This window comes from Cetobacterium sp. 2G large, from assembly GCF_014250655.1.
GTDB lineage: Bacteria > Fusobacteriota > Fusobacteriia > Fusobacteriales > Fusobacteriaceae > Cetobacterium_A > Cetobacterium_A somerae.
Genome location: NZ_JACHTH010000005.1, coordinates 1,062,199 through 1,076,023 on the forward strand (window position 1 = coordinate 1,062,199; position 13,825 = coordinate 1,076,023).

At 29.0% G+C, this 13,825-nt stretch carries 10 protein-coding genes; 4 read left to right on the forward strand and 6 right to left on the reverse strand.

The features are described from left to right. Positions 1 to 54: 54 nt before the first annotated feature. From ltrA to H5J23_RS07970, 6 genes are all read right to left on the reverse strand, one after another. Positions 55 to 1,686: a group II intron reverse transcriptase/maturase gene (gene ltrA, locus H5J23_RS07945; protein WP_185891708.1), complete on the reverse strand. Its 1,632-nt coding sequence runs from the start codon at positions 1,684 to 1,686 to the stop codon at positions 55 to 57. A 698-nt stretch (positions 1,687 to 2,384) separates the two neighbouring features. Then, positions 2,385 to 3,626, reverse strand: a complete 1,242-nt coding sequence (locus H5J23_RS07950) for a M17 family metallopeptidase (protein WP_185891709.1) — start codon at positions 3,624 to 3,626, stop codon at positions 2,385 to 2,387. 12 nt (positions 3,627 to 3,638) lie between these two features. Next, a complete protein-coding gene (locus tag H5J23_RS07955) occupies positions 3,639 to 4,487 on the reverse strand; it encodes a DUF2156 domain-containing protein (RefSeq protein ID WP_023049608.1) in 849 nt (282 codons plus the stop codon). A gap of 91 nt (positions 4,488 to 4,578) precedes the next feature. After that, positions 4,579 to 4,731, reverse strand: a complete 153-nt coding sequence (locus H5J23_RS07960; protein WP_023049607.1) for a hypothetical protein — start codon at positions 4,729 to 4,731, stop codon at positions 4,579 to 4,581. Positions 4,732 to 4,796: 65 nt separating this feature from the next. Next, positions 4,797 to 5,633, reverse strand: a complete 837-nt coding sequence (gene htpX / locus H5J23_RS07965; RefSeq protein WP_023049606.1) for a zinc metalloprotease HtpX — start codon at positions 5,631 to 5,633, stop codon at positions 4,797 to 4,799. 105 nt (positions 5,634 to 5,738) lie between these two features. Continuing rightward, positions 5,739 to 7,331, reverse strand: a complete 1,593-nt coding sequence (locus H5J23_RS07970) for an FAD-binding protein (RefSeq protein WP_185891710.1) — start codon at positions 7,329 to 7,331, stop codon at positions 5,739 to 5,741. A gap of 141 nt (positions 7,332 to 7,472) precedes the next feature. Here H5J23_RS07970 and aroB point away from each other — a divergent pair, with 141 nt between their 5' ends. The 4 genes from aroB (at position 7,473) to selB (ending at position 13,766) form a co-directional block, all read left to right on the forward strand. Then, complete coding sequence (gene aroB, locus H5J23_RS07975; protein WP_185891711.1) at positions 7,473 to 9,452, forward strand: 3-dehydroquinate synthase; 1,980 nt, start codon at positions 7,473 to 7,475, stop codon at positions 9,450 to 9,452. A 96-nt stretch (positions 9,453 to 9,548) separates the two neighbouring features. Then, on the forward strand, positions 9,549 to 10,526 hold the full coding sequence (gene selD, locus H5J23_RS07980) for a selenide, water dikinase SelD (RefSeq protein ID WP_211231148.1): 978 nt from the start codon (positions 9,549 to 9,551) through the stop codon (positions 10,524 to 10,526). Positions 10,527 to 10,536: 10 nt separating this feature from the next. Then, complete coding sequence (gene selA, locus H5J23_RS07985) at positions 10,537 to 11,922, forward strand: L-seryl-tRNA(Sec) selenium transferase (RefSeq protein WP_185891712.1); 1,386 nt, start codon at positions 10,537 to 10,539, stop codon at positions 11,920 to 11,922. A 2-nt stretch (positions 11,923 to 11,924) separates the two neighbouring features. Then, positions 11,925 to 13,766: a selenocysteine-specific translation elongation factor gene (selB, locus tag H5J23_RS07990; RefSeq protein ID WP_185891713.1), complete on the forward strand. Its 1,842-nt coding sequence runs from the start codon at positions 11,925 to 11,927 to the stop codon at positions 13,764 to 13,766. The last annotated feature ends 59 nt before the right edge of the window (positions 13,767 to 13,825 follow it).

A 13,825-nucleotide genomic window follows, 5' to 3' on the forward strand; every position in this document is an offset into this window, starting at 1 on the left:
CCACACCGTGCATGCGACTTTCACCGCACACGGCGTTCCATCATAATTTTAAAATTACATTTGTTTAGAAAGTGCTTTTAATAGTTTTTGATACATCTCATTCTCAGGAAAATATTCATTAGGATTTTCACTGTTCAATAACTTTTTAAATTCATATTTTAACAAAATTAAATTTTCCATTTCATCTGTTCCGCCTTTTTCTTTTGGTATTATGTGATGAACATAAAATCTATCTTGCCCACTTATATATTCTCTTGTTATCTCGCAAGTTGAATTCCTTAGAAATCTTAGTTTGGCTTTTATTTTTTCCCATTCGATAACTTTTAAATCGCTTGTTTCATTTAGTTCCTCATCTATTTTGTCAAATATTTCTTTTTTACTTGAGTATGATTTTACAATTTTATATTTGCATGCTCCAATTGTATACAAGGTAACTTCAGCGACATTCCATACTTTGAAGTTATAGTTTTTATATCTTCTACAGTAGGACTTATCTTTTGTGTAACTTCCTTTGCCAAATAGTTTTATTAACTTTCTTCCCATTATATATCCTATTTTACCTAAATCTTTACTAACCATTGTTGCTTTACAATAGTAATTTTGAATTCCAGCTACTATCGTGTTATACTTTTGCGCTTGATACTTATTGCAGTTCTTTTTAAGTTGTGTTATTTCTTTTGCGATAGTCTTTTTAATACTCATTTTTGCCTTGCTTGAAATAAAGGTTCTCACCGTTCTTTTACCACTATTTTTGATTGTAGTAATTCTTATTCCTAAAAATTCACTTGATTGTTTCTTAAGATTTACTATTTTAGATTTCTTTTCAGATATTTCTAACTTCAGTCTCTCTTTCAAGAATAACTTTGTCAATTTGAAGAACTTTTGGGCGGATCCTATACTTTTACAATAGAGTTTAAAGTCATCTGCATATCTGACAATTTTAATTTCATCCAGATGAGTTCTTATTCTTAGTGATTTTTCTTTGTTTGCAATATTTGAGTATTTATTTTTTAACTTTATTCCTGTCCATTGCCTATGAATCCACCAGTCTAGTTCATTTAGAACTATATTAGCTAAAAGAGGAGAAAGTACTCCACCTTGTGGCACGCCTTTATTATTTTCTATTATTTCACCTGTTGGTAATTTGGTTTTTGCTTTTAACATGTTTTTTATGATAGATATTACTTTATTTTCTTTAATTCCTATTGCTCTTAGTTGTTTTATTAACTTACTATGATTAATATTATCAAAGAAACCTTTAATATCTATATCTACTACAAAATAAAATTTTGCTATATTGATTAAATTATTATTTTGTGCAATTGCATGTTCTGCACTACGTCCAGGTCTAAATCCAAATGAGTTTGGATGAAACTTTTTATCTATAATAGGTTCTATAACTTGTTTTATACATTGCTGAACTATTCTATCATAAATATTTGGAATTCCTAGTGGTCTTGTTTCGCCTTTTCCTTTTGGTATATTTACTCTTCTTATTTCACCGGCATGGTATTTCCCATCGCTTAACTCTTTTTTAATTTTTAATACAACTTTATTTATATTCGCAATAATATTTTCAATGGTTTTTCCATCTACCCCTGGAGTTTTACTTCCAGGATTTAATTTAATAGTTTCAATAGCTAAATATATATTTTCATTTGATGAAATCTTTTCTATTAAACTCATAAGTTGTCCGTTTCCTTTCTTTAAATAATTTGGAAACTTTATTTTCTCGGTTTACTACCATTCACTTATTAATTCTAAATTTAAATAATTTTAAAATTATTGACTTAGGGCTATCCCTCCACCACTTATTATCATGGTTTCACTGGTACTGTGCCCCTACTCTCACAAGACTAAAAGAATTTCACTATTATTTAATAGCTTATATCTACCAACACTCTAACTAAAGCTTCTACTATTGTGTCTTGCTTTCCACGTTCCATATTCCTTATCATTAAAATCTACTTAGGTGGCTGCTATAAACCGGTAAGCTTGATACTGCCTGTAACAGTATAGCGATTTTCATATCGACAAATTTTACTAATCGCCACTTACATCACAATTTGTGATTATAGCATTTCTACTATATCAATCTCTCGATTCGTACATTCGCAACTTCGTCAGCACTTTGTGCATTCTCACCATATAGATTTGACCCCCGACCTATCACTACCTCGACCACCTCTGGTTCGCATTTCCTCATCTTAACATGTTAGGGATAGCTCTTAGCCGACTTCACCGAGCTTTATACAATTATGGAGTTAATATTAATTAACTAGTTAATCCTCGTTGCATATCGGAGTATTAGGGGAAGCATTTCAGGGCGTTACTCCTTCATTCTACTTCTCAGAAATACAGTTCTCTATTATTTTCGCTTATTCCTAAGCTACTCTTAATATGTCGTGACTTTTCATCACGAAACGTGTCGCACCATCGAATATTGGCATTCTCCAAACTTTTTCTCCATATAGCTTACTACTTTTTTCTAACATAGCGTATTTTTCATCATTATTTGAAAATACTCCTGTTGTAATTGTTCCTAATGCAACAAGAATTGCCCCAGTAAGTGTTGCTAAATCAACAACTTCTGTCACCTTTTCATTTCTTACAGCATAAGTTAATGCATCTGCTAGTGCTAATCTTCCCTCTGCATCTGTATTTATAATCTCAACAGTTTTTCCATTCATTGATTTTATAATATCTCCTGGTCTATAAGCATTCTCATTTATAGCATTTTCACATGCTGGAACTATTGCAACTACATTCTTTTCAACTTTTCCTTTAGCAATAGCACACATAGCACCTATTACAGAAGCTGCTCCTGCCATATCGCTTTTCATTTCAAACATAGAGTCTGCTGGCTTTATACAAAGTCCACCTGTATCATATGTTAATCCTTTTCCTACTAATCCTATCTTTTCATTGTTATCTTTTCCATTTAGATATCTCATTACAATAAGTCTTGGTTTTGTTATAGATGCTCTACCAACCGCTAAAAGAAGATTCATACCTAATTTTTCAATCTCTTTTTCATCTAAAATCTCAACTTCAAATCCGTATTTTTTCCCAAGTTCAACAGCTTTTTCTGCTAAAGTTATTGGATTAATAACGTTTGCAGGTTGATCTACTAAATCCCTAGCTATATCTGTTGCTTCTCCTAAAAGAATTGTTTCTGAAAAATCTTTTTCTTCTCCAGGAATAAATAGCTCTATTTCTAAAGTTTCACCTTTTTTCTCTTTAAATGTATCAAAGTTATAATTTACATTTGATGAAATTTCCCCTAAAACATTATAGTTTAGTAATTTTTCATTCTCTGCTGATATTAAAACTGAACCTTTCTCTTTAGACAATACATCAAACATTACCTCTCTATATATATCTAAATTAAACTCTTCCTCTTTACCCATTCCTACAAAAATCATTGAAATTAAGTATGTTCCTTCTAAAAATTCAACTTTTAAAGTTTCACCTTTTTTCCCTGTAAACTCTTTTTTATTTATTAACTTTTCTATTAAATCCTTGTTTGTTGAAGATATGTGTTCACAAATATTAACTTGTCCCTCAAAACATAATACAATATTTAAATCATAACCTTTTTCAATTTTGTTGATAACTTTAAACATAGCACTCCTCCTCTATATACTGTATTTTTTTATAAATTCAATTGGTTGATAAGAAAGTTTTGCTTCTCTTAATCCTAAGCTTCCAAAATCATCTTCTCTATTCATAAGTTTAACATCTGAAAACTCCTCTTTTGCAACATACATATTTATCATCTGATAACTTCCTTGGTAATCAAATATCCCTTTTTCAATATGGATAACTCCCATATTTTCTGTTAATTTTTCTCCAATAGCATAAGCCACTATTTTTCCATCAACTTTTATAACTCCTCCTCTTAATTCTAAAATTTCATAGTTATTAAGAAGCTCTTCTATACCCATAGTTTCAGATATTATAATTGTATCCTCTTTTCTATTTTCAGTCCATTCTCTTTGAAAAATTCTTATATCCTCTATATTTTCTCTTGATATTTTTTCATAAGTAAAGTTATATGTTTTTTTAAATTTATTTATTTTATTTTTTTTAGAAGAAAATTTTCTTCCTTTAAGTTCTGCTAAATCCTCTTGTAAATAGATATAGTCAAAGGAATCTCTCTCCTCTGTCACTATAAAATCCTCTTTTAAGAACTCTTTATAGCTTTCAGGAATGAAAACTATCTTTCCATTCTTTTCTTTAATTTTTTTTACAGCAGTTATTATCTTATCTTTATTATCATCTTTTGAAACAGGTGAAAAATAATATTCATTACCTTCATAAAATCCTTTTATATAAAGTATCTCATTCTCAACTGCATATTGAATATTTTCACTAAAACTCCATAAAAAAAGATTTGTAAAATTCATATCTGAAGTTTCAAACTTATTTTTTAAAAATTTTTGTAGTTCCTCTCTACTATCTATTGTTAATTTTTTCCAGTCCATTTATTCTACACCGCCTTAATATACTATTGCAAGTATATACCAATAAGGCTTTAGTGTCAAATTAAAAAGAGTCAGATATAACTCTGACTCTCTACATATGTAGCCTAAAATGTCTAAAAAGGAGAATTCTTTCTAATTCATCAAAGGTGTTTATATCTTTTTCAAATAAAACAACAATAAGATAAGTCAATAATATTAATGTAAATATAAGTAGAATCTTTTGAGAAATAACAGTTTTTTCCATAACTATTCCTCCATCTCTTTACTTTTTATATTTACTTCATATTATTGGATTTGTCAAATTTTATTTTATTCCATTTCCTCTAATCTTCTTATTCTATCAGCAGTACTTGGATGAGTACTAAATAAATTTGCCATCTTACTTCCTGCTAAAGGTGAAACAATAAACATATTTTCTGTAGCTGGTGCTGCATCCATGGGAATCCTTGTAGCATATGACTCTAATTTTCTTAAAGCATTTGCTAAATATCTTGGATGACCACAAATTTTCCCACCAAAATTATCAGCCTTATACTCTCTACTTCTAGATATAGCCATTTGAACCAACATTGCTGCTAAAGGTGCAAAAATACTTATTGCCAATAACCCAAAAATTCCTCCGTGATTATCGTCCTCATCTCTTCTTCCTCCACCAAAAATAGCTGCCCACTTTGCCATATTAGCCATATATGCAATAGCTCCTGCTAAAGTTGCTGCCACACTTTGAATTAGTATATCTCTATGAGAAACATGTCCTAATTCATGTCCTATTACTCCTGCTAACTCATTATCATCCATAAGTTCAACTAATCCTCTTGTCACTGCAACCGCTGCATGATGAGGATTTCTTCCAGTTGCAAATGCATTTGGCTGACTTTGATTTATCATATATACTTTTGGCATAGGTAATCCTGCATTGTCAGCTAACTTCTTTGTTATCCAATAAACTTTATTATTTTCTGGTATCTCTTGTGCTCCATACATTGATAGTACAATTTTATCACTAAACCAATATGATACAAAATTCATTACTCCTGCTAAAACTAAAGCTATTGTCATTCCTGTTTTTCCACCAATAGCTCCTCCTATAAATAATAGCAATAAGGTCATTACTAGCATTAATATAAACGTTTTAAAACCTTGCATTTTTTACCTCCAGTCTTTTTGACTTTTTTCTATAAAGTACCATATTTTTTATTTTTTGTAAATAAACAGAGGGATATATTTAATCTAATATCCCTCTTCTTTTAGCTATTTTATAGAGTTTGCAGCCTCTTCACCTGCAATACGTCCAAATACAACTGCTGCACTATATGCTGCACTAGTGCTTGTAACTTCTCCAGCTGCATAAAGTCCTTTTACCTTTTCACCTTTTGTATTTACAACTTGTGTTTTCTCGTCAGCTACTACTCCACCTTTTGTCATATGAATAGCTGATTGAACCTTAGCTCCATAATAAGGTCCCTCTTTTCTCAATGTTTTTGTTGAATTTTTTAACTCTTCCACTGGAATATTTAACTTTTTAGCTAACTCCTCAATTGTTTCAGCCTTTGTATGAAGTCCTAAATTATTATGTTTTTGTAAACGATAAAAAGAATCATACAGATCTTGATCATATATATAATAAGCATAACTACCAGTTTGAGCTTCAATAGATTTAGCTCTTTCCATACTCGTTGGTTTATCTTTTAAGAATGTTTTTCCCTCTTGGTTAACTAGTATATAACCGTCTCCTCCTCCTGTTAAATCTCTACTTGGAACAAGTATAAAAGAGAATATGCTTAAAACATCTAAGTTATCCATCTTTAAATTATTCTTTTCAAATACAGGAATAAAGTCTCCTGTTGCTGACATTTGATTTGATGTTGCTAATGTCTCTGAACCAGGTGCATATTTTGCAAGTAGTTCTTTATTATGAGAAAATCCTCCTGTTGCAAGAATAACTGCCTTAGCATTTATATCATAAAATTTATTTTTATTTTGAACCTTAACCCCTGTCACTTCTCCATCTTTTACAATTAAGTCTAAACCTTTTGTTCCTGTTCTTACATCTATTCCTAACTCTTTTACTTTCTTTTCTAACCCATCTTGAATCTCTTCTCCAGCATACGCATCTTTCTCAGCCATATGATTTCTTAAACCGTAGTTATGATTTAATTCTATTCCCATACCTCTTAACCAAGCATCAAGTTTAAATGCTCCTTCAGCTTGAGCTTGAGTTCTTTCAATTGTATCCATTTTATTTGCTTTATCTTTTACAAAAGCTTCTACAGTATCAAATGTTCCATTTTTCTTTTGTGCTTCTGAATTTATTAAATCAAAAAAGTTCATATCAAACTTTCCATTTCCACTTAAAATATCTAATTTTTCTATTAATATTATATTTTTAGCTCCCGCTTCTTTAGCTGATATTGCTGCTGCAAGACCTGCAGGTCCCCCTCCTACTATAACTATATCTGTATTTACCGGTTCTAAATATGCTATTTCCTCTTTTGGTCCACCTGTTTTCACTGTAATCTTACCATAGTCTTTTCCTTGAGCTTTTAAAGCTTGTGCTACTGCTCTTTTTACTCCAAAAGATGTATAAGTTGCCCCTGATACATTATCTACAATAGGACTTTGTGCTTCTATAATTCTCTCCTTAATAACAGGAAATGCTCTTTTTACAACTGGTGATGTTTCTTTATGAGATATTAATTCTAAATCAACAATCTCTTCCCCCTTTGTTTTTACATTTACTTTTAACTCACCACCATAACCTTTTCCTTTTCCAATATAAGATTTCTCACTTTGACCAAACGCTAGTACACTCAATGCTGTAAAAAATAAGACTTTCCTTTTCATTTTCCCCTCCAAAATCATTTATATGTTCTTATTATAATATTTTTTGTTTTTTCTGCAAACATTTTTTTGGTAAATTTGCTTTTTTTTTATAAAAATATTATACTTTAACTATAGAAAATTAAACAAAAGGAGACCAATATTATGAAAAATTTAGTTATGAAGACTTCTATAAATTCATACGACATTTTTATTGGACAAAATACAATAGATAGACTTAATGATTTTACTGAAAATTATGACAAAATACTACTACTTACAAATAAAACTATAGGTGAACTTTATGGTCAAAAGATTTTAAGTAATCTTCCAAAGAAAAAAACCTATGTCTATAAAATTGAAGACGGTGAAATATATAAGAATATGGAAACTTCTATGGAAATTTTTTCATTTTTAATAGAGAATAATTTTTCTAGAAACTCTTTAATCATATGTGTTGGTGGTGGAGTTGTTTGCGATTTAGGAGGATTCATTGCTTCTACCTTTATGAGAGGTCTTGATTTTTTACAAGTTCCCACTTCTTTATTAGCTCAAGTTGATGCTAGTATTGGAGGTAAGGTTGCTATTAATCACTCTCTTGGAAAAAACTTAATTGGTTCTTTTAAACAACCTATTGGAGTTATTATAGATATTAATTTTTTAAAAACTCTACCTTTATGCCAATTTAAATCAGGTATGGGAGAGGTTATTAAGCATAGTATCATCGCAAAAGATAAAAGTTATTTTAACTTCTTAATTGAGTCATATAGAGATATTTTAAAGTTAAAACCTGAAGTTTTAATTGAAATGATTTATGAATCTTGTAAAATAAAAAAAGAGTTTGTTGAAAAAGATGAATTTGAGAAAGGTGATCGTGCCTTCTTAAATCTAGGTCATACTTATGGCCATGCTTTAGAAACTCTTTTTGATTATCAACATATCTCTCACGGCGAAGGAGTAGCTAAAGGTATACTTTTTGAAATGCAAATCTCTAAATTTTTAGGTTTTGCTACAGAAGAATACATTAATTCTATCAAAGAACTTTTCAGTCTTTATAAAATTGATCCTACTCCTATATATATAGAGGAAGAAACTTTAATAAATGTTATGAAAAAAGATAAAAAAAATACCCATGATAAAATTAAATTTATTATTGATAAAAATGGAACTCTTGAAAATATACCAATTTCTAAAGAAGTTATCTCTGAAGTTAACCACTCTTTTAAAAATAGAATTTTAAAAGGTGTTATAGATATAGGAACTAACTCGTGTAGACTTTTTATTGCAGAGATTGAAAAAACTGATAATAAAATAGAGATTATTACACCATTATATAAGGATTTAGAAGTTTCTAGATTAGGAAAGAACCTTAATCAAACTGGTGTTCTTTCGAAAGAATCTATTGAAAAAACATACTATATTATTAAAAGATTTAAAGAAAAAGCTGATTCTATGGGTGTAACTGAGCTTATTGCATTTGCCACTGCTGCTACAAGAGAAGCTAGTAATGGTAGTATGTTTGTTCAAGGAATAAAAAATGAATTTGATATAAATACTTTAGTTATTCCTGGAGAGATTGAAGCAAAATTAAGTTTTAATGGAAATAGCAATATCTATAGAGAAAAAATAGCAACTATTGATGTAGGAGGCGGTAGTAGTGAAATTACCATTGGTGATTACAATGGAATTGACTATATCAAAAGTTTCCCCATTGGAGTTGTTAAATTAACAGAGATGTTTTTTTCAGATGAAAACTATAATGAGGAAACTCTTTTATCTGCTCGTAACTATTTAAAAGGATTTTTTAACGAATTAATTAAATTTGAAGGTAATAACTTTAAAATTATAGGAGTTGCAGGTACTGTTACAACTAATGTTTCTATTGTTAAAAAACTTCCTAAGTTTGATGAGAAAGAGATAAATGGCTATGTTTTAACAAAAATGGATTTAGAGGAAAACTTATATCTATTTTTAAGTAAAACTTTAGAAGATCGTAAAAAAATTATTGGTTTAGAACCTAACCGTGCTGATGTTATTATTGCTGGAAATCTAATATTATTAACTCTTTTAGATATTTTAAATAAAAATAGTATCACAGTTTCAACAGTTGATAATTTAGAAGGCGGTATGGTATTAAATATATAATTGTGGTATAATTTATAGGTTCATTTTTTATGAATAAGGAGGCGCTAAATGAAACTTTTATTAGATAGATGCTCAATTGGTGGTTGAGCAAGCAAAATAGGACCGGAGGTTCTTTCAAGTTTATTAAAAAATCTTCCAAGTGTGGAAGATAAAAATTTAATTGTTGGTTTTGAAAAATCTGATGATGCTGCTATATATAAATTAACAGATGATATAGCTTTAATCCAAACTTTAGACTTTTTTACACCTATGATTGATGATCCATATATATTTGGACAAATAGCTGCGGCTAACTCTTTAAGTGATGTTTATGCAATGGGAGGAGAACCTAGAACAGCTATGAATATAGTTTGTTTTCCTGAAAAGGAAAATATCGAAATTTTAGGAGAAATTTTAAGAGGCGGAGCTGAAAAAATTGCTGAATCTGGAGCTGTTCTAAGTGGTGGACACTCTATTCATGATCCTGAGATTAAATATGGTCTTTCTGTAACTGGACTTGTACATCCTGATAAAGTTTTTAAAAATTACGGTTCTCAAGAAGGAGATGTTTTAATCATAACAAAACCTCTTGGAACAGGTATTATTTCTACAGCTTCTAAAGTTGAAACTCTCTCTGATGAAGTAAAAACTGAGTGGATTGAAATAATGACAACTTTAAATAAATACTCTGCTGAAATTATAAGAGACTATCCAATAACTGCTTGTACAGATATTACAGGATTCGGATTTTTAGGGCACGCATATGAAATGGCAGTAGCTTCTGAAAAAACTTTCGTTTTAGAACAAGAACTTATTCCATATTTAGACATTGCTAAAGAGTTCGCTAAAGAGTTTTATATAAACTCTATGGGACAAAAAAATAGAAACTATTTAAATGATAAAGTTGATATTTCAGCAGTTCCATTTTGGTTACAAGAGATTATGCTAGATCCACAAACATCTGGTGGATTACTATTTTCTGTTTCTTCAAAATATGCATCAGAGGTTATGGAAAAACTAAATACTCTTCAAATAAAGTCATCTTTAATTGGAACTGTAGATAAATATAACGGAAAATATATTGTAGTTAGATAAGGGGAATATTATGACTAATAAACAAACTCTTTTAAGAAATCTTCCTAAAGTAGATAAAGTTATCGATCTACTGAATGAAAAGGAGTTTTTTAAAGATAAACCTTATAAAGAGGTTTACGACGCTGTTAACGAAGGAATTAACTTTTTTAGAAAAGGAATTCTTGAGGAAGTTATCACTCAATACTCTATTGAAGATATCGAAAATGAAATTACAAAATCTCTAACTAAAAATTTAGAGTTTAATTTTAAAAGAGTTATAAATGGTACAGGAACTATCCTACATACAAACTTAGGAAGAGCTCTTTTTTCAAAAGAATTAATTGAGCATCTGCAAAATTCACTTTGCGGATATAGCAATCTTGAATTTGATTTAAAAACAGGTGAAAGAGGAAGTAGATACTCTCATGTAGAAGATCTTATCGCAAAAGTTACTGGCGCTGAAGCTGCATTAGTAGTTAATAATAACGCTGCTGCTGTTATGCTTTGTTTAAATGAATTCAGTAAAAATACAGAGGTTATTATATCTAGAGGAGAGCTTGTTGAAGTTGGTGGCTCATTTAGAATTCCAGATATTATGGAACTCTCAAGTGCTAAACTTGTTGAAGTTGGAACTACTAATAGAACTCATCTAGCTGACTATCAAAAAGCAATAAATGAAAATACATCAATGCTTTTAAAAGTTCATACATCTAACTATCATATCTCTGGTTTTACAAAATCTGTGTCTAATAAAGAGATTGCTGAATTAGCAAAAGAACATAGAATAATTTCAATGGAAGACTTAGGAAGTGGTGTATTAATAGATTTTTCTAAATATGGACAAAAAAAGGAACCTACAATTTTTGAATCTTTAAACTCTGGTATTGATTTAATTACTTTTAGTGGGGATAAACTTTTAGGTGGACCACAATGTGGAGTGATTATTGGAAAGAGAGAGTTAATTTCAAAATTGAAAAAAAATCAATTCTTAAGAGCTTTCAGAGTTTGTAAAATGACTATTAGTGCTTTAGAATTTACTTTTAAACAATATGTTGATGAAAAGGTTGCAATCGAAAAAAACCCTACTCTAAATAGAATTTTAGAACCTATAGGCGAAGTTTTTAAAAGAGCAGAGATTTTAAAGAATCTTTTAAAAGATATTGAAATCGATAGTGAAATCATTGAAACAAAAGCTATAATTGGCGGAGGCTCTATGCCTGATGCAACTATCGATAGTTATGGTGTCGCTATCACTTCTTTAGATGGAAAACAAGTTGAAACAGCTTTTTTAAAAGAGGATACACCTATTGTTGGAAGAGTTCAAAACAATCAATTTTTTATTGATTTAAAAACAATTCACAGTGATGAGTACTCTATAATCATAAAAAACTTTAAAAAGTTCTTAGAGAGAGTATAGATATGAAGAATATAGTAATTGGTACAGCTGGTCATATAGATCACGGAAAAACAACTTTAGTCAAAATGCTGACAAATATAAATACCGATACTATGAAAGAGGAAAAAGAAAGGGGGATGACCATTGATCTTGGTTTTGCCCCTTTAAATATTCCTTCTGGTGATATTATCAGTATTATTGATGTTCCTGGGCACGAAAAATTTATAAAAAATATGGTTGCTGGTGCTAAAGGTATTAACTTTGTGCTTTTTTTAATAGCTTGTGATGATGGTATTATGCCTCAAACAATAGAACATAAAGAGATTTTAAAACTTCTTGGAATAAAAAATGGAATTATTGTTTTATCAAAAAGAGATCTAGTTACTTCTGAAAGAGTTGACGAAGTTAAAGCTCAAATTTCTCAAGAGTTTAAAGAGGAGTTTTTTAAAGATTTTCCTATTGTTGAAGTTAACCTAAAAGATAGTTCAACCTATGAAAACCTATATAATTTAATTTTAAAAGAGATTGAAAATTTTGATTTCTCTTCATCTAATAATATTCAAAATATTTTTAGACTAGATATTGATAAAATCTATTCTCCTAAAGGAATTGGAACTATTGTTAGTGGTACAACTATTGGTAATATAAATAAAGGGGATACTTTAACTCTTTATCCTCAAAAAATTAATATTAAAATAAAGGGAATTCAAAATCATGGAAAAGATTTAGAATACATTTCATCTCAACAAAGATGTGCCTTAAATATAACTGGAGTAACAGCAAAGGAGCTTGAAAGAGGTAACCTTTTAACTAACAGTAAAACTATTACAAATAGCAAAATAATAGATGTAGTATTCAATAGATTATCAGAAGGAACTATTCCTAAAAACAATACTAAAATAAGATTGAATATTGGTACTGGAGAGTATTATGGAAAGATTAAATATCTTCAAGATTTTGAAGAGGAATCAACCTTTTTCCAACTTATAATGGACAAAGAAATTCCTGTCGATTTTGACGATATTGGTATATTAAGAACTCTTAGTACATCCGCTTTACTTGGAGGAGCTCGAATTCTAACACCTTTTGGAGTTCCTACTAAAAAAAATAATTCTATTTATTTAAAAAAATTAAATTATCTTTTAAATAAACAACTTAATGTTTCAGAGTATCTTTTAAATAAGGGAAGTTTTACTTATATAAACGATTTGAATAAAGAGTTTAACCTCTCTTTAAATGAAAATAGTTTTGATCATAATATTTTTGTTTTTAAAACAATAAAAGCTATTATTCATAAAGAAAATCTTAAAAATCTTAAAAATGAAATTAATTTATATTTAAATGATTTTCATTTAAAAAACCCTCTTAGAAAAGGGGTTCCTTTAGCAACTATTAACAACCTATTTTTTAAAGGAATCAACTTAATAAATGAATTTCAAGATGAGTTTCAAGAAAAAGATAACTTTGTTTCACTTAAAACATTTAAAGTTAAGCTTTCAAAAGATGAAAAAAAAATAAAAGATGAAATTTTAATTCTATTAAAAAAACAGGAGTTTAATGGATTAAGTTTTGAAAAGTTAAATGATTATTTTCATAAAAATCTAAATTTTAAAGAAGTTTTTCAATATTTAGTTAGAGAAGGGCTTATTATAAAATTAAATGAATATTTTCTTTTAAAAGGTTTTTATCAAGAAGCTTTAAATAGATTAGATAACTTCCTTATATTAAATACTCAAATTACACTAGCAGAGTTTAGAGATCTTCTCAAAACTAGCCGTAAAATGGCTCTTGTATACCTTGAAAATTTTGATGAAAAAAAAGTTACTAAAAAAATTGATAGTTATAGAATAAAAAATAATATTTAATCTTGAAGGAAATTTCATAAAATCACTTAATAATATAATATATTCTATTAAATGGGAGT